Here is a 24,812-nt window from a genome sequence, read left to right on the forward strand (position 1 = left end):
CTGATATTCGCTGTAGATGGCGCTCGAGCCCGACGTGGTCGCGGCCGACTTGTTGCGGGTGACCGAGCCGGAGCCGTCGACCGACGGGAACAGGGCCCCGCTGCTCTGGCGATAGCTGGCGCGCGCCTCGCGGATCTTGGCCTTCGCCGTGGCGACGTCGAGATTCCCGGCAACCGCCTCGTCGACGAGCGTGTTCAGCTCGGGATCGCGCAGCCGCTGCCACCATTTCGACAATTGCGCCGGCTTGGCCGGCGTGGCCTTGTTGTGACCGCTCCAGCTTGCCGGCATCGCCAGGAATGGCTTCTGGTAGTCCGGGCCGACGACGCAGCCGGCGAGCGCTGTTGCCGTCAGCGTCACGACGATCAGCCGCGCCCCGACAGCGCGTCTTGCCGGTGCGCTCCCGATCTGCGCCGAGGCCCCCCTGGTGGCGATATCATCACCCGTCATACCCTTACCCTCAATTGTCATGGATCGTTGCCTCCGGCCCGGTGTCCGTCGAGGCATCCTGCCTGGCCGCCCCGCCCTTGAAGATGCGGCGCACCGTCACGAACAGCAGCGGCACCAGGAACACGCCGATCACCGTCGCCGCGATCATGCCGCCCATGACGCCGATGCCGACGGAGTTCTGCGCCCCCGAGCCGGCACCGCTGGCGATCGCCAGCGGTGTGACGCCGAGGATGAAGGCCAGCGACGTCATCAGGATCGGCCGCAGCCGCTGGCGCGCCGCCTCCAGCGTCGCCTCGACGAGCCCCATGCCGGCGGTCTGCCGCTCGAGGGCGAACTCGACGATGAGGATGGCGTTCTTGGAGGCGAGGCCGATCGTGGTCAGCAGCCCGACCTTGAAATAGACGTCGTTGGACTGGCCGAACAGGGTCGCCGCCAGGAGCGCGCCGAAGATGCCGATCGGCACCGAGAGCATGACCGCGAACGGGATCGACCAGCTCTCATAGAGCGCGGCAAGGCACAGGAACACGACCAGTGCCGAAATCGCGTAGAGCGACAGCGCCTGGTTGCCGGAAAGCCGCTCCTGGTGCGACAGCCCGGTCCATTCGTGGGAATAGCCGGCGGGCAATTGCGCCACAAGCTTGTCGATCTCGTCCATGGCGGCGCCCGAACTGACGCCGGTGGCCGCCGCGCCCTGGATCTCGACCGCCGCCGAGCCATTGTAGCGTTCGAGCCGGGGCGAGCCGAACGTCCAGTGGCTGGAGGCGAAGGCCGAGAACGGCACCATGGTGCCGCTGGAATTGCGGACCTGCCATTTATCCAGATCTTCCGGCTGCATGCGGAAGTTCGGGTCCGACTGCAGATAGACCTGCTTCACCCGCCCGCGATCGATGAAATCGTTGACGTAATCGCTGCCCCAGGCGGTGGAAAGCGTGTCGTTGATGTCCGACAGGCCAACGCCGAGCGCGCTGGCCTTTTCCTGGTCGATGTCGACCGAGAATTGCGGCTGGTCTTCCTGGCCGTTGGGCCTCGTATTGGCGAGCACCTTGCTCTTCCCGGCCAGGGCCAGAAGCTGGTTTCGCGTCTGGAGCAGCGCGTCATGGCCGGCGCCATTGACGTCCTGCAGGTAGAAATCGAAGCCGTTGGTGTTGCCGAACCCCTGGATGGCGGGCGGGGCGAGCGCGAACACCTGCGCGTCCCTGATCCTGGAGAAGGCGCCCATCGCGCGGCCGGCGATCGCCTGTGCGGCCATGGCCGTCGATTTGCGCAGGCTGAAATCCTTCAGCCGCACGAAAGCGATGCCGACATTCTGCCCGGCGCCGCCAAAGCCGAAGCCGGAGGCGCTGAACACCCCGTCGACCGCGTCCTTTTCCTCCTTCAGATAGTGGTCGGTGACCTGGGCGAGCGCGCGCTCGGTGCGGTCCTGCGTCGCGCCGACCGGCAGCTGCACGCTGGTGATCAGAATGCCCTGGTCCTCTTCCGGCAGGAACGAGCTCGGCAGCCGGGCAAACATCCAGCCCATGGCAATGACAATGGCCAGGAAAACGACGAGGAAGCGCTTGGCGCGGTTGATGATGCCATGCGAGCCGTCGCGATAGGCTGTTGCGCCGCGGTCGAAGACACGGTTGAACCAGCCGAACGGGCCGGTCTGCGTCGCATGGTCCTTGGGCGGCCGCAGGATCGTGGCGCAAAGTGCGGGCGTCAGCACCAGCGCGACCAGCACGGAGAGCACCATCGCCGAGACGATGGTGACCGAGAACTGCCGGTAGATGATGCCGGTCGAACCGCCGAAGAAGGCCATCGGCACGAACACCGCCGACAGCACGGTGGCGATGCCGATCAGCGCCCCGGTGATCTCGTTCATCGACTTGCGCGTCGCCTCCTTCGGCGACAGGCCCTCCTCCTGCATCACGCGTTCGACATTCTCGACGACGACGATGGCGTCGTCGACCAGCAGGCCGATGGCGAGCACCATGGCGAACATGGTCAGCGTGTTGATCGAATAGTCGAACAGCGACAGCACGCCGAACGTGCCGAGCAGCACCACCGGCACGGCGATCGTCGGGATGATGGTGGCGCGCAGGTTCTGCAGGAAGATGAACATCACCAGGAACACCAGCACGATCGCCTCGGCCAGCGTCTTGACCACCTCCTCGATCGACAGCCGCACGAAGGGCGAAGTGTCGTAGGGATAGACGACCTCGACCCCTTGCGGCAGGGTCGAGCTCAGGCGGTTGATCGTCGAGCGCACGGCCTCGGCGGTGTTGATGGCGTTGGCGCCGGTCGCCAGGCTGACGGCGACGCCCGCCGCCGGCTTGCCATTGTAGTGGGCTTGCGTCGTATAGCTTTCGGCGCCGAGCTCGACGGTGGCGACATCGTTGAGGCGGACCAGCGAGCCGTCGGTCTGGCTCTTCAGGATGATGTTGCGGAACTGTTCGGCGGTCTGCAGCCGGCTCCTGGCGGTCACCGTGGCATTGAGCTGCTGGCCCTTGCGCGCCGGCAGGCCGCCGAGCTGGCCGGCCGAAACCTGCGTGTTCTGCGCCTCGATCGCCGAGGCCACGTCGCTCGGCATCAAGGCATATTTGGCGAGCTTGTCCGGATCGAGCCAGATGCGCATGGCATAGCCCGAGCCGAAAAGCTGCGTCGTGCCGACACCCTCGACGCGCTTCAGTGTGTCGTTGACGGTGGCGTCGACATAGTCGGCGAGATCGGTCGAGTTCATCTTGCCGTCGCTGGAGACGAAGCCGATGACCATCAGGAATCCGGTCGAGGATTTGGAGACGGTGATGCCGTTGTTCTGCACCACCTGCGGCAGCTGCGACTGGACCAGCTGCAGCTTGTTCTGCGTCTGCACCTGGGCGGTGTCGGGATCGGCGGCCGTGGTGAAGGTCAGCGTGATCGAGGCCGAGCCGGTCGAGGTCGAGGTCGCCGTCATGTAGTCGAGATTGTCGATGCCGGTCATTCCTTGCTCGATGACCTTGGTCACCGAATTCTCGACGGTCTGGGCGTCGGCGCCAGGATAGGTGGCGCTGATGCTCACCGTGGTCGGCGCGATCTGCGGGTACTGCGAGATCGGCAGCGAGTTGAGCGCCAGCAGGCCGCCCAGCATGATCACGATGGCGATCACCCAGGCAAAGATCGGCCGGTTGATGAAAAATGCGGACATGGCTCAGTTCCCGGTCGACTGGCCGGTGCTGGCCGTCTTGGAAGGGGTGGTGACGGCCGAAGTCCCCTGCGCGCGGTCCTTGACCTCGCCGGTCGCCTCGTCGATCGTCACCTCGACCGGCGTCGCTTCGGCACCTGCGCGCACCAGCTGCGTGCCCTCCACGATGACCCGGTCGCCATCGCTGACACCCTGGCTCACCAGCCAGTTGTTGCCGACGCTGTTGCCAACGGTAAGGATGCGTTCCTCGACCTTGCCGTCGGCGTTGACGACCATTGCCGTGGCCTCGCCCTTGGCGTTGCGGCTGACGGCGCGCTGCGGAACCAGGAAGCTGTTCGGCGCGACGCCTTCTTCGACGACGGCGCGCACATACATGCCCGGCAGCAGCAGGCGGTCCGGGTTCGGGAACTCTGCGCGCAGTGCGAATGTGCCGGTCGTCTGGTCGACATTGGCGCCGGCGAACTCCATCTTGCCGGTCTGCGCATAGATGGTGCCATTATCGAGCTTCAGCTTGACGCTGACATTGGGGCCGCTGAACTTCAGCCGGCCTTCCGCGATGGCCTGGCGCAGGTTGAGCAAATTGGTGCTCGACTGCGTGACATCGACATTGATCGGATCGAGCGCACGGATGGTGGTCAGCACGGTGTCCTGGTTGGCGGTGACCAGGGCGCCGGGCGTCAGCGACGATTTGTCGATGCGGCCCCCGATCGGCGCGGTGATCTTGGTGTGATCGAGGTTGATGCGCGCGGTTTCGACGCTTGCCTTGGCGGACGCGACGTCGGCCTTGGCCTGCGCCAGCGATGCCGCCGCGTCGTCATAGTCCTGCTTGCTGACCGCATTCTGCTGGATCAGGCCGGCATAGCGGTCGAACTTCGCCTGCGCGCTCGGCACCGAGGCCTCGGCCTTCTGCTGCGACGCCACCGCGCTGTCGTAATCCGCCTGATAGCTCGCCGGATTGATGAGGTAGAGCGGCTGTCCGGCGACGACCTCGCTGCCTTCCTGGAAAAGCCGGGCCTGGATGATGCCGTTGACCTGCGGACGCACCTCCGCCGTAAGCGAAGCCGACGTGCGCCCCGACAATTCGGCGGTGATCGCCACCGACTGCGGATGCACCGTCACCACGCTGACCTCGGCACGCCCGGCCGCGCCCATGCCGGCGGGAGCCTTGCTTTCCTCCTGCGAGCAGGCCGCCAGAAGAAGGGCGACGGCCAGCATTGCGGCCCGGGGCGCGAGCCGGCGTGCCGGCAAAGGAGGTTGGCTAGACTGCATGGACATGTCCTGGATGATGTTTCGCTGGAGTTGCGGTTGCCGCCTGGCTGTCGGCATCGGATGGTTCCACCAGGAGCCAGCCGATGGAAGCGAGGCCGAGCACGGTTGCGTGCCGCCCATCATGGCGACCGCTTTCATGATGACGGGCCGCTCCAATCCGCGGGCGGCGTCGAGCAATGCCTCGAGGCGGCTCATGTCGCGCTCCTTCTTCGCGGCGGAGCGTACCTGACGAGAATCGAGTACCTGGCCGCGATGCTCATCGGCATCAGTACCCCGATCAGCGGCGACAAGCCAAGCCTTCCGCGATCTTGCGGCCATGGTCGCCGTGGAGCCGCTCCGGAAGCGGAGCGACAGGCACCAGCAGGCGAAGCTCGGGCGGATCGGGCCCTTCACCTGTTGACCGGCAGGGGCGTCGGCCTGGCGCGCGCGGCCAGCGGCAAGCCGCGTCCGGCATGGTTGACCGAGAATTTGGGGGTGACCGAGAATTCTAGGCAGACCAATGTGATCAGCCGCTGCGGCATCATGGCTTCCCACATTGTCGTGCTTCCATTTCGAGGATTTCGAGCGGTGGGATGGCGGGACACGCCCGCCATCCCGTCAAGAGGACCGGCCGGCCCGGGAACGGGTTGGGTACCGGGGCCGGCCGGCGCAGCCGGTCAGGGTTGCTCGCCGTTCCCGGGCTGGGGCGGCGGAAGCTGCCTGTTGGGCAGGCCCCGGGGGCCGGCTGCATCATTCGGCGGGCCGCCCCAGGGACCGGGGGGTGGGCCGTGCGGGCGTTCCGCCGAGGCGAGGATTTCGAGTTGGTCGGGGGTCAGCTTGGTGCGCAGCACGGTGATGGCGTCCTTGAGCTGGCCGGCCGAAACCGCGCGGGCCGTGACGTCGTCCGCCAGCCTTTCCTGGAAGGCGAAGGCATCGGGCTTGCCGCCCGCCGCATCGGGGCCTTTCGCCTCCGGCCCAGGTCCGCCCGGACCGCCGGGTCCGTGATCGGGCCGTGGCGGCGAAAGCACGGCCTGCAGCGCGCTGGTGTAGTCGCGCCAGGCATCGAGCTGCTCGGTCCGCACGCCAATGCGGGTCTCGAGCGCGGCAAGCCGCGCCGCCAGCATGAATTCCGGCGGCGGCCCCATGCGCGGACCAGGGCCTTCCGGCCCAAAGCCTTGCGGACCATGCCGCATCGGCCCGAGCGGGCCGGGCCCATTCTGGCCGAACCAGGCCATCGGACCGTGGTCAGGTCCACCCTGCATTGCCCCATCCTGCATTGCCATCATCGGTGGCGCGTCGCCGGGCGCCGCGGGATCGGGCTGCGCCGCCAGCACCGGATGGATGGCCGCGGCGGAAAACAGACCGAGCGCGAGAAGTGTGCTTCGCATGATGTTGTTCCTTTCTCTCATGCTTCGTATGACCAGGAGGATAGGAACCATCCTTTTCCGCTTTGTTTCGGCGTGTTTCCCAACGTTTCCGCAAAAAGGAGATTTGTTTCCCAATGTTTCCAGCGGGCCGCTGGCAACATTGCGTTGCAATTTTCCATGCCGTTTGCCGACGGCTCTCCCTATAATCCGAAACGAACAGGCAAACGGGCGAGCAATGCAGGTACAACCCCATATCCTTGTCGTCGACGACGACCGCGAGATCAGGACGCTGCTAGGGCGCTATCTCGACGGCCAGGGCTTTCGCGTCTCGGTGGCGGCGGACCGGCGCGAATGCGAACAGAAGCTTGGCGCGGGCCAGTTCGACCTGCTCGTGCTCGACGTCATGCTGCCCGACGGCTCCGGCCTCGATATCTGCAGCGGCTTGCGCGACCGCAAGCCGCACATGCCGGTCATCCTGCTGACGGCGCTGAAGGAAGATGTCGACCGCATCATCGGCCTGGAGCTCGGCGCCGACGACTATCTCGGCAAGCCCTTCAATCCGCGTGAGCTCACCGCCCGCATCCGCGCCGTGCTCAGGCGCTCATCGCCCGAGGACGCGCCGGTGGCGCCCCGCCCCCGCGTCTACCGTTTCGCCGGCTACAGGCTGGAGCCCGACACCCGCAAGGTGACGGATGCGCATGGAGTGGCCGTCGACCTCACCGGCGCCGAGTTCGACCTGCTGCAGGTGTTCCTCGACCGTCCCGGCCGGCTTTTGTCGCGCGACCAGCTGCTGGATCTCACGCAAGGCCGCGAGCGCGATCCGCTCGACCGCTCGGTCGACGTGCTGATGAGCCGGCTGCGCCGCAAATTCACCGAGACCGGCGACGGACCGCTGTTCAAGACGGTGCGCAATGGCGGCTACCAGCTCACCGCGCGCGTCGAGACGGTGGAGGACCACGCGTGAACTCGCTGCGGCGCCGCCTCATCCTGTTGCTGGTCATCTCGATCGTCGGCGTCGTCGGCCTGGCGACGGCCGCCGTCATCAGCGTCCGTGGCGGAGGACCGCCGCCTGAACTGACCGTGCCCTGGGTGGCCGAGCAGATGGAACTGGTGATGCGGCTGCTGCCTGGCCCTTTGCCGGACGTCCTGCGGGTTGAATTCACCGACCATCCGGCCGGCGGCAAGGTGGCCGGACCGCAAACGGCGATGCTCACCGATATACTGCGCCGCCGGGGCTTCGACGTTCCGGCCATCGTCAGCGACAAGGTGGATGAACCCGGCCAGATCGCATCGGTTCGCCTGCCCGACGGTCGCTGGGCGATCATGCAGGTTCCCCACATCGACCCGCCAAATCACGAATGGCTGATTCTCGCCGGCTGGATCTCGCTGATCGTGGCCGGCGCCACGGCCGTCTCGGTCTATTTCACCTCGGTGCTGATCCGGCCGCTCGAGATGCTGGAGGCGGCCGTCTCGAAGATCGGATCGGATGGCGTGCTGGCCGCGGTGCCGGAAGTGGGATCGGCCGAGGTGAAGGCGACGGCCCATGCGCTGAACCAGCTCTCGTCGCGGCTGCGAACCGCCATGGAAAGCCGCATGCGGCTGGTCGCCGCCGCCGGCCACGATTTGCGCACGCCGATGACGCGCATGCGCCTGCGCGCCGAGTTCCTCGACGACGAGCGCGACAAATGGCTTCACGACCTCGACGAACTCGACCGCATCGCCGACAGCGCCATCCGGCTGGTGCGCGAGGAGGTGAACCAGGATGCCGTCGAACCGGTCGACCTGGACAAGATAGTGCGAGACATCGCGACCGAGATGGTGTCGCTCGGCCATGTCGTGGCGATCGGCCATCTGGACGCGGCTTCGGTGCGGGCCGGCGCGCTCGGCCTGCGTCGCGCCTTGCGCAACCTGATCATCAACGCCGCCACCCATGGCAAGGCGTGCCGCATCGACCTTGCCGTGGCCGACGGCCGCGCCGTGCTCACCATTTCCGACCACGGGCCGGGGATTCCGCAGGAGCTCTTGAACAAGGCGTTCGAGCCCTTCTTCCGCGTCGATCCCGGCCGCCTGCAATCCATCCCGGGCGCCGGGCTGGGCCTCGCCATCGCCAAGGAAATCATCGAGCGCTACGGCGGCACCGTGACGCTGCAGAACCGCAAGGGCGGCGGACTGGCCCAGACGGTGGTGTTCGACGCGGTGTGACGGAAGGCGCGGGCCACAGCAGAGGCCTGCTCAGCCGAGCGACGCGGGTCGCTTGCGGCTTCCCGTTGGGCGGGATGTGCTTGGGAGGAGCGACCCGTGCGGGCAACCCACGAAAATCGACAACGATGCTGCACCGCGCAAACTCAATGGTACAAGTTAATTCACCGCAAAGTCACCGTCGAATCTACATAAGAAAAATATAGATTATCCAATTTCGTGATATATACTAAAACAATCTGAGCGTTTCTTATCATCTGGGCTAGGAGCCTTCCTAATCAACTAAAACGGGAATATCAATACAACTTAAACGACAGGATAGAAGTGCTGGGGAAACTCGCCATAGGGACGAAAACCGAGCGATTTTTTCTTTTTTTAGCGCTCGCTCACATAAGTATTTCAGCTGGGTAGATTTTTTGTGTTGCGCTGCACAATGCCGTAGCCGAACGATCTCCTGGGGGGACTCGTTTTGCGACTGGACATACGCCGTGAAGGATTCCGCCAGGTTAACCAACTTGAGCTGTCCGTTCGTTGATCCCGATTTCGAGCCCGGCCCAGACGGACTCGCGAAGCGCGGGTTTAACGGCGCCGGCGCCCTGGTGGGTCTCGTCCGCCTTGGCCTGCCGTTCGAAACTGCCAGCTGGCGGCTTCATCGCGGACGTCACGCCGCCGGAAGCCGCTGATGGCAAACGCCCGCTACATCCAACTGGATGCACTGAGGGCCGTCGCTGTGACGATGGTAATGTATTCCCATTTCTTCGCGGCGGGAGGATCTTCGTTCTGGGGCCATATCGGCGTGCGGCTTTTCTTCGTGCTGAGCGGCTTCCTGATCACGCGCCTGCTCCTGGAAGCGCGTTCGGCCGCCGAGTTTGAAACCGGCCCCGCCCTGCGATCCTTCTACATCAGGCGGGCGCTGCGGATATTCCCTCCCTATTTTGCCGTCTTGGGTTTCGTCTGGCTGGTTGACCTGGAGCAGTCCAGGGGATCGCTGGTCTGGCATGCGCTTTATCTGTCCAACTTCTGGTATGCGCTGCGCAATGACTGGACGCCCTGGGTGCTGTGCCATTTCTGGAGCCTGAGCATCGAGGAGCAGTTCTACCTTGCCTGGCCGCTGGTCGTCCTGCTGGCCCCACGCCGCCGCTTTGAGTCGATCTGCGTCGGCGTCATCCTGCTGTCGCTGGCCTATCGGTTCTACTGGCCGGTCACCGCCACCCCGGCGCTGGCGCGCGACCTGCTGCCGCCGGCATCCATGGATGCGCTGGCATCGGGCGCGCTGCTTGCCTGCTGGTGGTCCAGAGGCGCCGGCCTGCCGCAATGGATGCGGCTAGGCTGGCCTGCCCTCGCAGCCGCATTCCTGATGATTGAGTGGTTCGTCCCGGCGCCTGCCGATCCCATGCTGGAATGGGGCCGCTGGCTGCTGCTGCAGGTCCTGCCCCTGGTGCCGCTGATGGCCGTCGTCGCCGCCTGTTCGAGCGGCCTTGGCGGTACCCTCGGCAAGCTTGCGGAACTGCCGCCGCTGCTTGCTCTCGGCCGTATTAGCTACGGCGTTTATCTCTATCATCCGATATTGCTGTCGCTCGCCGTCAAGTCTCAGCCCTGGATTCCGCTCAATGTCTCGGAACAAGGGCCAGGGCGGTTCGTGGTCGCGAGCGCGGCCACGATTGTCACGGCCTCGATTTCCTGGATGGTTCTCGAAAGGCCACTCAACGGCCTCAAGCGCTACTTCCCCTACGTCGCGCGCGCCCATGCAGGGCAGGCCGGCAATGCCGGCTGGTTCGCGAGGGTGGCCGGCGGATCGCCCGATGGCCGCACGCTCGACCTCCAGCGAACGGATGCGAGACGATGACCGCCGCGCCGCTCGTTTCCGTCCTGCTGCCGGTCTACAATGCCGGCCCCTATCTCGCCGCCGCGCTGGGAAGCATCCTGCGGCAGGACTACAGCCGCCTGGAGGTCATCGCGATCGATGACGGGTCGACCGACAATTCGCTCGAGATCCTCGAGCGATACCGGCAGGCCGACAGCCGCATCTCGATCATCTCGCGCGAAAATCGCGGCCTCGTCACGACGCTCAACGAAGGACTGGCCGTCGCCCGGGGCGAGCTGGTCGCGCGGATGGACGCGGACGACATCGCCTATCCCTGGCGCCTTTCGCGCCAGGTGGCGCTGTTTGAGCGACGACCCGAGCTCGGCTTCTGCGGCGCCGGCGTCGACATGTTGATCCGCGGTCGCATCGCCACGGGGAAACCCGATCCGGTATTCCAGTTCGGCCGCTTGCCAATATTGGCGATGTTCTTCACGATCTTCATGCACCCGACGGTCGTCTACAGCAGGAAGGTCATCGACGACGACGATCTCCATTACGACCAGGCCTATCGGCACGCCGAGGATTTCGATCTTTTCAGGCGGCTGGCCGGCCGTTACCCGGCAGCCATGATGCCCGAAAACCTGGTCGTCTACCGCGTCCATCAGGCAAGCGTGACCACCCGGCACGTCAAGGAGATGCGCAGGACGCATTTGCGCATCGTGGCTGAGAACCTCGAGCGCGAGGGCCTCGCGGAGGCCTCGCGGGACCTGCGCGACCTCGGCGATGCGGTCAACCTCGACACGGTTACCCGTGCGGCCAACTTCATCGTCGCGCTGGAGGAGGAGATTTGCTCCCTGCCGGCCGAGACAAGGCCGAGCTTCGAGGCCGGCGCGCTGAACCTGTTCTATTTCCTTTACCAGCTCGTCGCCGACGAAAAGCAGCCTCCGCTGACGCACGAATTGCTGACGCGGACCGCGAAGTGGAACGTCATCCGGCGCCGCGAGCAATATGCGCTGTGGCCCGGCGCCCGGGCACCCTGGCTCAGCCTCGCCTCGCTGTCGGCCAGCAGGCAAGCCGACGCCGTGACATACTTCTTCAAATCCGCGCCCGCCGCCACGGTCCTGGCGCCTTATCAGGTGAGCTAGAGGAGGGATGACCGTCAAAGCCCACCAACCTCTGCAGCGCGATCGTTCGACGGCGCTTGCCCCCGCCCCGGCCGGTCGCCGGCCGGAACGATCGGCGCCGGAGGTCAGCTTCATTATCTGCACGCGCAATCGCGTCGCCGTGCTCGAGGCTTGCATCAAGTCGGTGCAGGCCGCGTGCCGGGCCCATGCCGGCTTCGCGGCCGAACTCTTGGTCGTCGACAACGGCTCGAGCGACCGCACGGCCGAACGACTGGCCAGCATCGCCGGTATGTCGGACATTCCATTCACGCCCATTTGCGAGCCACGCCCCGGATTGGCGGCTGCCCGTAACGCCGGGCTGAGGCGCGCGCGGGGCCGTGTGCTGGTCTTCGTCGATGATGATTGCGCGGTCCATTGCGACTATTTGCGCGATCTGGAGCGACATTATGCGTCCGGGGAACAATGGCTCATCCGGGGAGGCCGTGTCGAGCTTGGCGATCCCAGGGATTTGCCGTTCACGATCAAGCGGTCGCGGGTACGCGAGCGGCTTACACCAGATGTTCATCCCGGCGGTTTTGTGCTGGGTTGCAACATGACCATGCACCGCGATGTCGCGGCCCGCATCGGCTATTTCGACGAACGCTTCGGCGCGGGCGGGCCATTGCGCTCGGCGGAAGATACCGATTACCTCGTGCGGGCGGCGCTGCTCGGCATCCCGGTCGAGTATGTGCCGGACATGACGATATTCCATCATCACGGCCGGCGGGATCGCAAAGCCATCGAAAAGCTCCACCGCGACTACAGCCTGGGCAATGGCGGGCTCTGCCTGAAACATGTTCGCCATGCGCCCTGGCTGCTTCGTCATTTCTACTGGGCCACGAGAGGGGCTTTCCGGGAATTGGCTGGCGGGCCAGCCTTCGATCGTGAACTCAATCTGTCGCACTTGCCCATCGTCGGCATGAATTTGCTCGGCGCGGCCAGATTCGCGGTTCTCCTGCTGGCGAGACGGCCACAGGGTGAGCCGGTGCGGCAAGATCAACAAGCCCAGGCGAGGTGAACCGCTAGAATGCCATTGCTACCGCCAAGCCTGCCGATGCTGTTCCGGGCGTTCGGAAAGAGGCAACTGCGCCTGCTTCCGGCCGTGGTGGTTCTCGGGCTGGTCAGTGCCGTGCTCGAAGGGTTCGGCATCGGCCTGATCATCCCGTTGCTGGGCATAATCATGGGACACGGCGATGCGGCGGGAATGGCTGGTTTCTCCGCTGTCCTCCAGCACGTCGGATCGGGCTTGAGCGAGCGCGACCGGCTTATCGCCATTTCGGTCGCCATCCTCGGCTCGATCATCCTGAAGAATGTTTTCGCCTTCGCCAACACGCTGCTGACGACCTTCATCTCTGGCAAGGCAAGTCATTCGATCCGCGGCGCGTTGTCGGAGCAGTTCTTGCGGGTGGGCTACCCATTCTTCCTGCGGCAGAGTCCCGGACGGCTGCTCAACATCATTTCCAACGAATCCTGGCGAGCATCGGACGCGATCCAGATCATGCTGTCGGCCATCGTCAGCGCATCGGCCGCCATCATCCTGCTGGCCTTTCTGCTCCTGCTTTCGTGGCGCATGACGTTGCTGGTCACGCTCGGACTGGCGCTCGTCCAGGTCGCGCACGCCGTCCTCTCGGCCAATCTGAAAGAGCCCAGCCGCAGCGTCGCCTCGCGCAACGGCCACCTCGCATCACAGATGCTCCATCTGGTGCATGCCGGACGCCTGATCCGCATCTTCGGACAGGAGAGCCGGGAGAAGGCGATATTCGATACGGCGTCCGACGCGGTTCGCCGCGCCTCTTTCGTACTGCTTGTGCGCCAGGGAGCGTTGCCGCCGCTGACGGAGGTTCTCCACGCCATTCTGTTTCTGGCGGTGGTGATCGGCGCCTGGCTCGCGCAAGTGAGTTTCCCGCTGATCATCGCGTTTGTCATACTGCTCTACAGGTTGCAGCCGCATATGCGGGCCCTGCAAGGGTCGTGGAGCCAGTTGCAAGGCCTGAGCGGATCGCTCGAAGAGGTAACATGGATGCTGGATCCCACGGGCAAGCCCCAACCGCCGCAAGGCGACGGGCCGTTCCACGGCTTGCGCCAGGGCATCGAGTTCGATGACGTGACGTTCACCTATTCCGGCACGGACCAGCGTGAAGTGGTGCTGCATTCGGCGACATTCGAAATCCGCGGTGGCCGCTCGACGGCGCTGATCGGGCGCTCGGGCGCCGGCAAGACGACGATCGTCAATCTTCTGTGCCGCTTCGTGGAACCGGACACCGGCAGGATTCTCGTCGACGGATCACCACTCGACGGGATCGATGCCAGCCAGTGGCGACGGCACATCGCACTGGCCAGCCAGGAGTTGGAGCTGGTCGACGGCACCATCTTTGAAAACATAACCTACGGCCAGGACGCGGCCACGGCCGGCGACGCCGAGCGCGCCGCGAGACTGGCCGAAGCGCATGAATTCATCGAACAGCTTCCCCTGGGTTACGATACGCTCGTCGGCTACAGGGGCGTCAATCTCTCGGCGGGACAGAGGCAGCGGATCGCACTGGCCAGGGCCCTGGTGCGCGATCCCGATCTCCTCATCCTGGACGAAGCCACCAATGCGGTGGATGGACTGTCGGAAGCGGCCATCGTCGAGACCCTGAAGTCGAGAGCCGGCCGCCGCACGACCATCGTCATCAGTCACCATCACAGCACCATCTCGTTCTGCGACGACGTGGTGATCCTCAGCGGCGGCCGGGTGAAAAAGCAGGCGCCTTTCGGCGCCCTGGCATCGCTCACCATGGACGAGCTTTACCAGCACGAGCCGCTCGACTAATGCATGTCGCCCAAGAGTGCGTGGCCGGCCGGCGGGCCGCCGCATGGTTCGAATCAGAAGGCCAGGGAATTGCCGCTGGCACCTTGCGCGATCGCACCAATGCCATGCAGTGCCCGGGCGCGCTACCTTGCCTTCGCGGCGGACCTGTCGATCCGCCTTGGCCGGTGCCCATTGGTTTACTCTCCAGGTGCGGTGCCGGCCTCCTCTTGGGTTCCTCGCCGCACGGAGTTGGGGGGCCGAAGGACGTGCGCGACCCGTGGCTCGCCCCGGCAGGGTGCCTTGGCGAAGTCGGCGCGGCGTGCGGGGGCGAAGCGACGTCGCGGGACCCTGGAATAGCGAAGTCGGCTACGGCGCCGCGCGGAGGTTCCTGCGGATACGCCGCCTGCCCGCTGCACGTGCTTTCTCCGCCACCACGCCGGTAATCTCGACCACGGCGCCCTCGCGCGGTCTGCCGTTGGTGGCCTTGTGGAGCCGCTCGTAGGGCAGCAATTCCTTGATCCGGGCATTGAGTGACGCGATTTCGGCCCTGAGGTCCTCGCATTCCTGCCTCTGGACATCGAGCTGTATCTGTTCCGATGCCTGTTGCAGCGTAAGCTGTGAAAGGTTGGCGTTCACCTTCGAAAGGCTCATCTTGTCGTTTTCGTTCTCATGGGTGAGAGCAGACAATCTTTCGTCGGCGATTTTCTTTTCGGCCAGGGTATCGTTCAATTCAGTCTTGAGCCTGGCGATTTCGCTGGCGGCCTCGGTGTTCTCGTTCGAGGCCTGCTCCAGTCGCGATTGCAGGTCCTGGATCTCCGAACGCAACCCGCGCATTTCCGCCTGACCGCGAGCCAGCTCGGCTTCCCTGTCGCCTTCCGTCATGCGGGCCGCTTCGATTGTCTCCGACAGCTTCGCCTGTGCGGCCTCGAGCGACTTCTGGAGCCGCATCTCCTCTTTCTCGCTCTTGCCGAGCGCGGCCAGCAGTTCCGTAAGCCGCGCTGCATCGCTGGCATGGACCGTCGAGAGCTCGTCGAGCCTGTGGCGCGCCTGGGATTCCCGCTTCAGCGCCTTGTCGAGCTCGAGCGACAGGCTGACATGCTTTTCCCGCAGCATCTTGCTCTCGCGCAGGCGCCTGTTGGCCTCGACCGTTCTGGCGGTCAGCCGCTTGGCGATGTCGCCGAACTCCGCCTCGCGTTTTGCGCTCGCATTGGCTGTCTCCACGAGTTCCAGCCTTACCGCGGCAAGCGCCGCACGAAGCGCCTCCCTGTCCTGAACCAGGCTTGCCTCGCGCTGTTGCAGCACATCGTAGGCGCCTTCACGCTCACGCAGTTTCCTCATCGTGTCGTGCAGATTTTCCGACAGCGTTCTTTGTTCCGCGCCCAGGCCGGCATTTGCAAGCTCCAGCTCGTTCGCGCGAAGAATGTCGCTGTGGAGGATGTTGAGGAATTCGCGCGTCAGGTGGTGTGAGGTCGCGATCTCCGAGAGCTTGCCGTTGATCTCCTCCAGATACTCCCTGGCATCATGGAAGAGCCCTTCAAAGGCACTCAACGCAGCCAGCCGGGTCTGGGCATGGGATGTCAGTCGCGGCCCGGTTTCGGGGCTGCCCGTATTGTCCGCACCATCCGGATTTGCCGCATTCGCCTCAGGCGGCGAGTCGCCAGGTCCTGCCGCGGAATCCGGGACATCGTCGCTCTTTGGCGGCGCCCGGCCATCGGCGCCGAGATCCGATTTGAGCGCGTCCGCCAGATCGATCTGCAGTTGCTGGAATGTCTTGTCTACGTCTTCAGCACGCTTGATCAAAGCCTTGAAGTTCATGCCCGAACTCCCCCAACCATCACCAACCCGGTACTTAACGAATTGCTAAGATAACCCTACATCCACTGATTGAATAGGGGAAGCCCCCGTTGGCGGGACGGCAATTCCGGGACATTTGGGGGTTTGGATGCTGCGAACAACGATGCCGCGGCCATGGAAAAGCTTGGGTTCCTCGCCCCGCGGATGTGGGGGGAGAGGCGCCTGCGACAGTTGCGCGCCCACCGTCGGGTCGCAGCCCTGCCGCGGGTGATTGGCGACCTCGCAGGTTCTGATTTCCTCGCCCCCACGGAGTGGGGGGCGAGGAAATGGCGTCCGCGCTACCCCGCCATCGCCAGCGGCCTGGCGCTCTTGTTGGGGATCTGGATGTCGATTTCGAGCGTCGACATGGTCTCGCCGCGGTCCATCGAGACCTGGAGGTAGTCCTGGTCGATCTGCACGTGCTTGGCGATGACGGCCATGATCTCCTCGCGCAGGATGGAGACGAGGTCGGGCTGGCTGCGGTTGCGGCGCTCATAGGCGAGCAGCACTTGCAGCCGCTCGCGCGCCACCGGCGCGCTGGAGCGCCGCTTGAAGATGTCGAGCAAGCTCATGCCGCCCTCCTTCCCAGAAGACGATCGAGGAAACCCTTGCGTTCGAAGGGCACGACGACCGGCAGGTCCTCGCCTTCCAGCCGCCTTGCGGCGTCCAGATAGGCCTTTGCGGCCGCGTTGAGCGGCTCCGACAGTGTCACCGGCGAACCGAGGTTGGAGGCCCTGAGCACATCCTGGCTCTCGGGAATGATGCCGAGCAGCGGCGTCGACAGGATTTCCAGCACATCGTCGATGGACAGCATCTCGCCGCGCGAAGCACGCGCCGCGTCATAGCGGGTGACCAGCACATGCTTGGCGATCTGCTCGCCCTGCTCGGCCCTCAAGGTGCGGGCGTCGAGCAGGCCGATGATGCGATCGGAATCGCGCACCGAGCTCACTTCCGGATTGGTGACGATGACCGCCTCGTCGGCGAAGCGCATGGCGAGCTGCGCGCCGCGCTCGATGCCGGCCGGGCTGTCGCAGAACACGTAGTCGAACACCGAGCGCAGCTTGTCGATGACTTCGCCGACGCCCTCCTCGGTCAGCGCGTCCTTGTCGCGCGTCTGCGAGGCCGGCAGCAGGAACAGCGTCTCGACCCGCTTGTCGCGGATCAGCGCCTGCGACAGCTTGGCCGAGCCCTGGATGACGTTGACGAGGTCGAACACCACGCGCCGCTCGGCGCCCATGATCAGGTCGAGGTTGCGCAGGCCGACGTCGAAGTCGACAAGCGCCACCTTCTTGCCGGTCTTGGCCACGGCCGCCCCAAGGGCCGCCGTCGAGGTCGTCTTGCCGACGCCCCCCTTGCCCGAGGTGACCACCACTACCTTGCCCATAAAACAGCCTCCGTTGTTGTTTGTTTGTTGTCGGTCGGGCGGCTCCCTGCCGGCCGCCCGGTATCTGTCGAAACGAATGTCAGCTCAGCGGCGCAACGCGTAAGGCCTCGCCGTCGAGAAACGCCTGCACCGGCTTACCGCGCGAGGACCCTTCCATCTCCTCGGCGGTGACGTACCAGCCGTCGACCGCCAGCAGCTCGGCCTCGTTGCGGCGGCAGAAGATGCGCGCGCCCTTGTTGCCGAGCGCACCCGCCGAAGCGCGCCCGCGTAGCGTGCCGTAAACATGGATCGAGCCGGCCGCGATGATCTCCGACCCGGAAGCGACCGAGCCGAGCACGATGACATCGCCATGCGGATGCACGATCGCCTGGCCGGAGCGGATCGGCGACTTGATCATCAGCGTGCCCGAAGCTTCCTGCTGCGGCTCGCTTTCGCCCGCTTTGCTTGCGCCAGGCTTGCCCGCGCTGGCCGCATCGTCGCGCCCCGCTGCCACGGTGTGTTCCGGCGCCTTGCCCTCGGCCTTGTCCGTCGTCATTTCCGCCCTCGCCTTGCGGCCGGGCAGCAGGCCGTCCGTCGTCGCCTCCTTGGCGCCGACCAGCAGCGGCGGCAGTTCGGCGCCGAGCGAAGCCCCTTCGAGCTCGATGGCATAGATGCGGATGCCGCGCGTGGCCAGTTCCGCCACCAGTGCGGCGATCTCGCCTGGCTGCGGCTTCAGCGTGTTGAGATCGAGCAGCACCGGGCGGCCGGAAAAATAGCCGGGCGAGTTGCCGATCCAGTGGTCCAGCCCCTCCAGCCAGGCCGCCAGGGGCGCCTCCGGCGTCAGCGTGAAAGCGACGAAGGAACGGGCGCGAAAGCGAATGGATTTGGCCTCGAGGGGAGCGGCAAAGGTCACGGCTGGCGAATCCTTACTGAGAGGTAAACGCTAGCGAGGGAATGGTTAACGAATGGTTAATGCGAGGGGTTTTCACGACCACCGGAAAGGCAGTTCCTACCAAGGCGGAGGGGAGTTCGAAAGTCCGCCAAGCGCGCCAAAAGCGGACGCCAAACTTAGTAACGACCAAGGGACTTAGTGCTAGAAGTATTTCAACGCGAGGACCAGACGTCGTTGGAAGCCGAGTGACCGCCTGGCACGCACCCGCAACGCAACGGAGGTGGGTGTTCTTAGTCTTCTACTTAGTGTCGCAGGAGATGCCCAAAATGGACAAGCGTTTCAATCATTTCTCGCCATCTAGTTGGATGGCCTGCATCGCCGGAATGAGACTTACTTTCGCTTCCCCCTCCTTGTCGAAACCTACGACGAATTGACCGCAGTCCTTAAACTGATCAACGCTATCGATTGCAGACGCCATTTGGTTCGGGTTCAAAGTGACAGATGCAATCGCCGTCTCGCCTTCCTTCTGAAAGAAGGCCGTTCCGATCGGCACGTTGCTACCCACAGCTTGGGCAATTTGTACTTTATCCCATCCTTGTAGGGCATCGCCACATTTGACGATGAGTGGGTGCTCATCGGTCGAAGGACTGTTTTCGCATTTGTTCTTCGTTGCCAACAGCTGCTTGCGATCAAGCGGAAACGATGCCCCTGTGCAGGGTTTGAACGTGACCAAGTCTCCGGCCCTCGCAACGACGAATCCGATAACCCCACTTTCACCCTTAACTTCAAAAGGGCCATCGCCCACGATTAAATTGTTCTTCAGGCTAATCACTTGATCTTGCGCATGCGTCGGAACAGCCATGAGTTGGGCGAGCATGCCGCTAGTTAGTACAAATCTTTTGAACATCGATATCCTCCCTCACTTTGTCCGCCACATAAATGATGTGCCCGTCCTTGTTCACCGCAAAGAGCGAACCGCGGTTACATGGGTCGACCGCACTACGACAGATCAAGAACATCTGGTCTGGCAGGCCGATAATTTGCCGCAAGCGTCTACCCTCCCGACAAACATTGTAGGATTTGACTGCCGCCTCATCGTTTTTAGGATCACTCAGTAGCATCACGCTTTGGGATTTATCACCCTTCCACACATTGTCAGCCATCTCCTTCGCGGCCGTATTTGCTAGGTGGCTAATCACGAAAAGCAGAGGTATCACCATCATAAGAGCGGCAAGTCCCAACACTACCGTAAGGGTTTTGCCGGTCTTGGAGGTTTCTGAAAAATGTATTTCTGCGAGGAAAGCCAGAAATCCGAGAGCGCCTATTCCGCCGAGCATCCATAGAACGCAGTGCGACTGCAAGGGCACAAACGCGTACACTAATACTGTTGTAAAGCTGACGTCGAACTGGGTCGCATCGATGCCGAACTGCCCTAAATAAGATGTCAGGTAAGCCCAGCCGCTGAAATAAACCAACGCGACCGGAAGGGCTGCAAATACAGCATCAACGAGCGCCGCTCGAATAGCTCCCACTTTCTGCCCCCAATTCACTTAGGTATCAGTATCAAAGCCGCCACCCACAAGCAAACTTCCCGGCAGCTTATGCGCAAACATTTGTTGCGCTCACTGCGCAGCGACGGCAGGCTAATGCATTTGAGATGGTCACGTTTACTGAAGCCCAAACAGTCTACGTCAGGCCCAGTAAAACGTGGTTATCGTGCGAGCTATCACCTGCTGCCGGAGGAAGGATCGAGAGCAGATTGGCGACCCAGATCGGGTAGAGACGCATGAAAGATCAACAGCCAGTCTCTGACCGCTTCAGCCGGCTGCCCGCGACCGCACCGGCACTTCGATTTCGCGTCTTTTTTTACTTTCAGACATAGAACTTGGATCAACAAATGTGTATAAGGCGTCTCTAACGTATTCATTATTTCGTAGAAAGCAGTCAAACTATCGTCTTTTTCTCAAGAATTGGGGGGCGCGGTATGTTTCGAATTCAACAGTACAACTTCCTTCTGGCTGTATGCCTAGCGGTGTCGATGGGGTTTGCAACCTGTCATGCTCAGAGCGAAGAATTGGAGCAAATCCAAGCCGAATGGGCTAAGCAGATGGCTGGCTCAATCGGCAACCCACCTGAGCGCGGCTCAGTAAATTTCGACGCACTCAATCCCAAAGAGAGACTGGAAACCACTGGCGCTGAGCTTAATCGCTACTTGTCTTTGCTGGTTACGGACGTGGATACAGTCAGCGCCATCACGTTTTCTCAGGTGATGGATCAACTTGCGAAGCAAAGCGGCGACCCGCTTTTTGGCAAAGAAATGCTTTTTCATCAATGGTGGGACACCCAGAACCAACAACCAGGGCTACTCAAAGGCCCACATTGCGATGCTGTTCCTCCCCAAGATAAACTTGGACATTTTGCGTACGATTGCCCGCGGCTGGAGGAGGGCGCGCAAGCGACCGATCAGGAAGTATTTTCTGATGAGAACGTGGCGCCCCCGAACAATCTTTCTGCATATAGCGCCATTGCTTTCAGTAATCGGTTCGACCTTCTGAGCCCCGGTCGCAAGGTAGGAAACGGAAAGGCTAGATTCAGGGACTGTGGTGAGTATCGTATCATTTTCGCTCGAAACTCCGGAAAAACGGTTCCGCCCTCGTTATCTCCGGACGGGAATCTACATGAGGGGGACATTTTTAACCGGAACCTCATCTCTTTTGAATTTCGGATCAGGAACCCCAATCCCAAGCGCGAGAATTCCAATGTAGTCATGCCCGAGGGTTGTCTTCCTATACTTAAGTTCTGGGGCAGCCTTTCAGAGACCTCTTCGGCAAAAATACGTGGGGAGAGGCTGAGAGATTTCTTCCTAAACGGCAATATGAAGGCGCCCAGCGGTCGCTCGTTCGGCAGACTTCCCTCGAAGGTGGTCAATATTCGTAATATTTCTTTCGACTCCGGACAAATTCGTACTAACCAATTCATTAACAAAGTTCAGGTCAAGCCGGAGATTCCACCCCACGACTATACACCAGGAACGCCTGGGTCGATTAACATCGATCCGAACAACTGGGTCCTAAGGGAATTTCGTACCCTTATCGTTGGTAGAAGGGTGCTGATCGTTCCAGACACAACCAAGTCAAACCCCGATGTTTCTCTACTCAAGCCAGGCGTGGCCGGAACAGCGCCCGACCCTCGACTGCCACCACTGATCGACGCCATTGGAGCTCAGACAACAGGGCTGCTTGGGGGCGGCAAATTCGATCACATAAGCGACATAAATTCGATCACGTTCTCGCTACCTAAGACCAGCTCAAATGCATATCAGAGTGTCTCGGGAAGTCCGGTGCCCTGCGTAGGCCCATCTAAATGCAATAAGGAACCCGACAATCTGCTCGCTGCATTCGCTGGAAACGTCAATGTTGCAACTGATCTTCAGGACTACTTGACGTCTGTTGAAGCTCCCGCAGCAATCACGGCGAACAACGTCGTGGATCGTCTTCGTACTCAAACGTGCGCGGGTTGCCATCAACTCAGCGATACAAAAGAGGGACCAGTTGGTTTCGACGACGAGGACGGTTTGGGCGGCGGCGCACGTTGGCCCACTAAAGCATGCGGCGACTATGGGCCGTCTTGTACGCTGCCGTCTTTCCTCATCAGTGACAAAACCAAACTTCACCCCCCAATGCAATTCACGCAAGTTTCCGAATTGGTGCTGACACCCTCTGTCGCCGATGACGGCAAGGGCTGGAGATACGCAATTTCGAGTACCGTAGAATGTATGCTGGATTTCAGAGAGAACTTTATGAGGCGTGCGATCGGATTGCCCCCAACTGCCGCAGATAATTGTCCAAAGTGACGGAATGCTGGGTAACGAAATTGCGGTGGGGTGGGGATATGGCCCCACCCTTCGTCGCCACGGTGCCGCTGGGTGTCGAAGGCAATCGTGAGGAGAAACTCACCTTAGAGAGTAACCCCTACCCCTGCCCCCCGGCGCTTCCTGTCTCTTTCGCCCGATATACTCCGTATCATCCCCGCCTAGGCGGGGACACCCTCAGGCTCAGCACCCGGTTGGGGGAAGGCTGCCAAATCTGGCTACCGCCATCTCATTTTTGGGCGGGCAGCGCATGATTGCCCCTTGGTGTCTGGAGATGTCGCACCGATATTACACAGATTTATCAGAGACATCGCTGTTCTATAGTGAACGACAAGCCATACCTTGACTTCAAACGAATTCGGCAGTGGGGGGACTATGTTGGCCGGTCAATGGTTAGGGAGGTACCAAGGCCTCAACGGTGGCCTCATTTTGGTTGATATTGACGACGCTGGCGATCGGTTCCGCGGACACGCATTTATCTATGGTCAGCAGGGTGAACCTGGGACTCTCGCACGCATTGAGACAGTCAATCGCAACGCTATACAAACAATAACCGGAAGACTTGAAGTGCTGCATCCTACCGGTCCTTTCGTAATAGCTCGTACGGACCTGCCATCGATGTTTCCGGGCTTAGCTTTCGCAGAAACCGCAGACATACGCTTTCGAGTTACCAAAAGATTGCTAAACGTCTCCTGGACCACATCCCTAGGAGCGCAAGGGACATCGAAGCTATTGAGAAGTGAAGCTTCAAAGCCATCGACAATCAGGCCGGAAAAGTCAGTGAGGAAGTGGGATCAATTCAGGCAGTTTGCAGTGAAATTGGAGCCGGGCCAATTCATCTTTAGAGGGCAGGCAAGCCCATATCGACTTAGAACAGCCTTCCATAGAACGCGGCGAAAAGACTTAATTCGATTCATTATAGATGATATTACGGCGTTGCATCGAACCCTAACCGCTCGGCTGAAACATCTGTTCAACCTGCGAGATGCAAGCGAGAATGCAGCATTCTGGAATTTGATTCAGCATCACGGCTACCCAACTCCACTACTCGATTGGACAAACTCGCCATTCGTCGCCGCTTATTTTGCTTTTCGGCATCAACCCGCAACGGCGACCGATGGCGAGAAGGTTCGTATCTTTATGTTCGATAAGCGGGCGTGGATGAGCGATTTCAACCAACTCCAGTCCGCAACATTTGCCCGCCCGCATTTCTCAGTTCTCGAAGCGCTCGCCATAGAGAATGAGCGTGCTTTGCCACAGCAATCACTTTCAACTGTCACGAATGTAGATGATGTTGAAACATACCTTCAAACGAAAGAGATTGAGAACGGGAAACGCTACCTGAGAGTTTTCGATTTACCGCGATCCAACCGAGACGACGTTTTGAAAGAGTTGCGGCTGATGGGCATCACTGCGGGTTCGATGTTCCCAGGCTTGGACGGCGCCTGCGAGGACCAACGGCTTCGTTTTTTTGATTGAGCAGAGGACCGCTCCGTCTGTGTGACAGAACAACACTGGCGATCGCCTCCTCAATGCTCCCGCTCATGCTTCTCCACCGCCTCGCGAGTTTCAAACGTGCCGAGGTTCCACCGTTTGCCGGTCTTTTCGTCCTTCTTGCGCGAATTGAGGCGGTATTTTCCGTACTTCGCTCTCCCGGATCAGGATTTCCGCTCGCGCTTGAGGTGCGAGCCGCGTGCGCGGCTGCCCAGCCCGTCGCCCTGCGCCTGGTCGCCCGATATACCAGTGTGCACCACCCGCGCCTCCAGTCCCTCGACCTAGAACGGCAGCACCTTGTCGCCGCACTGAAGAAGGTCCAGCGCGGAACCGCAGATGCGCGAGAGGCGCGCTCGCAGCGCTCCGGCGTGACCTTCGGCCATGCGCCATGCCGCACGTGGGTTCGACGCCGAGGCGGTCCATCAGCTTCCGCCGCGCATCTTGACCGTGAGCGGCGCGCCGACATTCGCCCCCGGGCCTTGCTGTCGAAGCAGCTTGTCGTGCTAGGATTGCGTCGGCACCGGCTGCTTCAGCGCAACGCGGCTGCCAGGTGCCGGTCCGTACGCAGCCGGTTCGTACGCATGAATAGACCGCCAGGCCGCCGGCAAGGTTTCTTGCCGCGAATCTCGCCAAGGCAAGGAGACGTCGATGAGCGCAAGGGGCCGATTTTTCCGCAGCCTGGTGGCTGGCCTGTTTGCCGGTGTCTGCCTGGCGGGGACCGCCCTGGCGCAGGACGCGGGGTGCAGGTTGGTGCCGGTGGCCGGTACGACCCGACAGATCCTGAAATGTCGGGAAGGCCTTACCGTCATCATGGAAGACGGCGCCCGGTTCACGCTGAAGGACAGCGATCGCAACGGCAATGCCGATGCGGTCAAATTGCGGCGCAAGGCGCTGCTGCTCGACGCTCCGTCCGGCTCGGTCCCGGGTGGCTTCGCGGTTGTCACCCCGCAGGCGATCGCCGCGGTGCGCGGGACGAAATGGGTCGTCGACGTCGGCCAGGGCAAGACGTCGGTTTTCGTCCTCAGGGGCCGCGTCGCCGTGCAAAGGCCGGCCTCCACCGCCGGCGTGGTCCTCGCACCGGGCGAAGGCGTCGACGTCGAAGCCGGAACAGCACCATTGACCGTCAAGCGCTGGCCCACCAAGCGCGTCACCGCTTTGATGGCCCGTTTCGGGCAGTGAA

Annotated in this window: 19 protein-coding genes and 1 pseudogene; 9 read left to right on the top strand and 11 right to left on the bottom strand. The window is 62.5% G+C overall.

The genetic code is table 11. From position 1 onward, the window contains the following. From BLS48_RS29390 to BLS48_RS29405, 5 genes are all read right to left on the bottom strand, one after another. Positions 1-468 (bottom strand): TolC family protein (locus tag BLS48_RS29390; RefSeq protein ID WP_244529957.1); only part of this gene is annotated, 468 nt, incomplete at its 3' end. Then, a complete protein-coding gene (locus tag BLS48_RS29395) occupies positions 458-3,610 on the bottom strand; it encodes an efflux RND transporter permease subunit (protein ID WP_091585437.1) in 3,153 nt (1,050 codons plus the stop codon). The genes BLS48_RS29395 and BLS48_RS29390, both read right to left, overlap by 11 nt. 3 nt (positions 3,611-3,613) lie before the next feature. Further along, positions 3,614-4,882, bottom strand: a complete 1,269-nt coding sequence (locus tag BLS48_RS29400) for an efflux RND transporter periplasmic adaptor subunit (protein ID WP_091585576.1) — start codon at positions 4,880-4,882, stop codon at positions 3,614-3,616. A 383-nt stretch (positions 4,883-5,265) separates the two neighbouring features. Beyond that, on the bottom strand, positions 5,266-5,412 hold the full coding sequence (locus tag BLS48_RS35815) for a hypothetical protein (RefSeq protein WP_167365287.1): 147 nt from the start codon (positions 5,410-5,412) through the stop codon (positions 5,266-5,268). Between the two features lie 120 nt (positions 5,413-5,532). Then, the gene (locus tag BLS48_RS29405) at positions 5,533-6,243 is read right to left on the bottom strand and encodes a hypothetical protein (RefSeq protein ID WP_091585439.1); all 711 of its coding nucleotides are present in this window, start codon (positions 6,241-6,243) and stop codon (positions 5,533-5,535) included. Between the two features lie 214 nt (positions 6,244-6,457). Here BLS48_RS29405 and BLS48_RS29410 point away from each other — a divergent pair, with 214 nt between their 5' ends. The 6 genes from BLS48_RS29410 (at position 6,458) to BLS48_RS29435 (ending at position 14,200) form a co-directional block, all read left to right on the top strand. Beyond that, positions 6,458-7,186: a response regulator gene (locus BLS48_RS29410; protein WP_091585441.1), complete on the top strand. Its 729-nt coding sequence runs from the start codon at positions 6,458-6,460 to the stop codon at positions 7,184-7,186. After that, a complete protein-coding gene (locus tag BLS48_RS29415) occupies positions 7,183-8,424 on the top strand; it encodes an ATP-binding protein (protein WP_091585443.1) in 1,242 nt (413 codons plus the stop codon). Before BLS48_RS29410 ends, BLS48_RS29415 begins: the two co-directional genes overlap by 4 nt. A 679-nt stretch (positions 8,425-9,103) precedes the next feature. Beyond that, the gene (locus BLS48_RS29420; protein WP_091585445.1) at positions 9,104-10,267 is read left to right on the top strand and encodes an acyltransferase family protein; all 1,164 of its coding nucleotides are present in this window, start codon (positions 9,104-9,106) and stop codon (positions 10,265-10,267) included. Beyond that, positions 10,264-11,370 (top strand): glycosyltransferase family 2 protein, encoded by a 1,107-nt coding sequence (locus BLS48_RS29425; RefSeq protein WP_091585447.1) that lies wholly within the window; start codon positions 10,264-10,266, stop codon positions 11,368-11,370. The genes BLS48_RS29420 and BLS48_RS29425 overlap by 4 nt, the downstream gene beginning before the upstream one ends. A 7-nt stretch (positions 11,371-11,377) precedes the next feature. Further along, the gene (locus BLS48_RS29430) at positions 11,378-12,406 is read left to right on the top strand and encodes a glycosyltransferase family 2 protein (RefSeq protein WP_091585449.1); all 1,029 of its coding nucleotides are present in this window, start codon (positions 11,378-11,380) and stop codon (positions 12,404-12,406) included. A 9-nt stretch (positions 12,407-12,415) separates the two neighbouring features. After that, entirely contained in the window at positions 12,416-14,200 is a 1,785-nt protein-coding gene (locus BLS48_RS29435) for an ABC transporter ATP-binding protein (protein ID WP_091585451.1), read from the top strand. Between the two features lie 345 nt (positions 14,201-14,545). Here the strand turns inward: BLS48_RS29435 and BLS48_RS29440 are convergent, their stop codons facing one another. The 6 genes from BLS48_RS29440 to BLS48_RS29465 form a co-directional block, all read right to left on the bottom strand. Further along, complete coding sequence (locus BLS48_RS29440; protein ID WP_091585452.1) at positions 14,546-15,994, bottom strand: coiled-coil domain-containing protein; 1,449 nt, start codon at positions 15,992-15,994, stop codon at positions 14,546-14,548. A 317-nt stretch (positions 15,995-16,311) separates the two neighbouring features. Next, entirely contained in the window at positions 16,312-16,584 is a 273-nt protein-coding gene (minE, locus tag BLS48_RS29445) for a cell division topological specificity factor MinE (protein ID WP_091585453.1), read from the bottom strand. Further along, a complete protein-coding gene (gene minD / locus BLS48_RS29450; protein ID WP_091585454.1) occupies positions 16,581-17,396 on the bottom strand; it encodes a septum site-determining protein MinD in 816 nt (271 codons plus the stop codon). The genes minE and minD overlap by 4 nt, the downstream gene beginning before the upstream one ends. Positions 17,397-17,475: 79 nt before the next feature. Then, positions 17,476-18,288: a septum site-determining protein MinC gene (minC, locus tag BLS48_RS29455; protein WP_091585455.1), complete on the bottom strand. Its 813-nt coding sequence runs from the start codon at positions 18,286-18,288 to the stop codon at positions 17,476-17,478. A 322-nt stretch (positions 18,289-18,610) separates the two neighbouring features. After that, positions 18,611-19,174 carry a hypothetical protein gene (locus BLS48_RS29460; protein WP_143019538.1) on the bottom strand — a complete coding sequence of 188 codons (564 nt, stop codon included), beginning with the start codon at positions 19,172-19,174 and terminating at the stop codon, positions 18,611-18,613. Further along, entirely contained in the window at positions 19,149-19,817 is a 669-nt protein-coding gene (locus BLS48_RS29465) for a hypothetical protein (RefSeq protein WP_091585457.1), read from the bottom strand. The genes BLS48_RS29460 and BLS48_RS29465 overlap by 26 nt, the downstream gene beginning before the upstream one ends. Positions 19,818-20,251: 434 nt before the next feature. Between BLS48_RS29465 and BLS48_RS35265 the strand changes: the two genes are divergently transcribed. The 3 genes and pseudogenes from BLS48_RS35265 (at position 20,252) to BLS48_RS29485 (ending at position 24,811) form a co-directional block, all read left to right on the top strand. Next, complete coding sequence (locus tag BLS48_RS35265) at positions 20,252-22,120, top strand: hypothetical protein (RefSeq protein WP_143019539.1); 1,869 nt, start codon at positions 20,252-20,254, stop codon at positions 22,118-22,120. Between the two features lie 636 nt (positions 22,121-22,756). Then, positions 22,757-23,230: pseudogene (locus BLS48_RS36850) on the top strand (FRG domain-containing protein); the annotation flags it as partial. A gap of 1,050 nt (positions 23,231-24,280) precedes the next feature. Next, a complete protein-coding gene (locus BLS48_RS29485; protein WP_091585465.1) occupies positions 24,281-24,811 on the top strand; it encodes a FecR domain-containing protein in 531 nt (176 codons plus the stop codon). Position 24,812: the final 1 nt, after the last annotated feature.

The organism is Mesorhizobium qingshengii (assembly GCF_900103325.1).
GTDB classification, from domain to species: Bacteria; Pseudomonadota; Alphaproteobacteria; order Rhizobiales; family Rhizobiaceae; genus Mesorhizobium; species Mesorhizobium qingshengii.

What these genes read in the sequence shown, in the direction of transcription:
- BLS48_RS29395 (WP_091585437.1), bottom strand. Translation starts at nt 3,610, where the DNA reads ATGTCCGCATTTTTCATCAACCGGCCGATCTTTGCCTGGGTGATCGCC.
- BLS48_RS29425 (WP_091585447.1), top strand. Translation starts at nt 10,264, where the DNA reads ATGACCGCCGCGCCGCTCGTTTCCGTCCTGCTGCCGGTCTACAATGCC.
- BLS48_RS29440 (WP_091585452.1), bottom strand. Translation starts at nt 15,994, where the DNA reads ATGAACTTCAAGGCTTTGATCAAGCGTGCTGAAGACGTAGACAAGACA.
- BLS48_RS29430 (WP_091585449.1), top strand. Translation starts at nt 11,378, where the DNA reads ATGACCGTCAAAGCCCACCAACCTCTGCAGCGCGATCGTTCGACGGCG.
- BLS48_RS29405 (WP_091585439.1), bottom strand. Translation starts at nt 6,243, where the DNA reads ATGCGAAGCACACTTCTCGCGCTCGGTCTGTTTTCCGCCGCGGCCATC.
- BLS48_RS29400 (WP_091585576.1), bottom strand. Translation starts at nt 4,882, where the DNA reads ATGTCCATGCAGTCTAGCCAACCTCCTTTGCCGGCACGCCGGCTCGCG.
- BLS48_RS29410 (WP_091585441.1), top strand. Translation starts at nt 6,458, where the DNA reads ATGCAGGTACAACCCCATATCCTTGTCGTCGACGACGACCGCGAGATC.
- BLS48_RS29420 (WP_091585445.1), top strand. Translation starts at nt 9,104, where the DNA reads ATGGCAAACGCCCGCTACATCCAACTGGATGCACTGAGGGCCGTCGCT.
- BLS48_RS29435 (WP_091585451.1), top strand. Translation starts at nt 12,416, where the DNA reads ATGCCATTGCTACCGCCAAGCCTGCCGATGCTGTTCCGGGCGTTCGGA.
- minE (WP_091585453.1), bottom strand. Translation starts at nt 16,584, where the DNA reads ATGAGCTTGCTCGACATCTTCAAGCGGCGCTCCAGCGCGCCGGTGGCG.
- BLS48_RS35265 (WP_143019539.1), top strand. Translation starts at nt 20,252, where the DNA reads ATGTTTCGAATTCAACAGTACAACTTCCTTCTGGCTGTATGCCTAGCG.
- minD (WP_091585454.1), bottom strand. Translation starts at nt 17,396, where the DNA reads ATGGGCAAGGTAGTGGTGGTCACCTCGGGCAAGGGGGGCGTCGGCAAG.
- BLS48_RS35815 (WP_167365287.1), bottom strand. Translation starts at nt 5,412, where the DNA reads ATGTGGGAAGCCATGATGCCGCAGCGGCTGATCACATTGGTCTGCCTA.
- BLS48_RS29460 (WP_143019538.1), bottom strand. Translation starts at nt 19,174, where the DNA reads ATGTTCAAAAGATTTGTACTAACTAGCGGCATGCTCGCCCAACTCATG.
- BLS48_RS29485 (WP_091585465.1), top strand. Translation starts at nt 24,281, where the DNA reads ATGAGCGCAAGGGGCCGATTTTTCCGCAGCCTGGTGGCTGGCCTGTTT.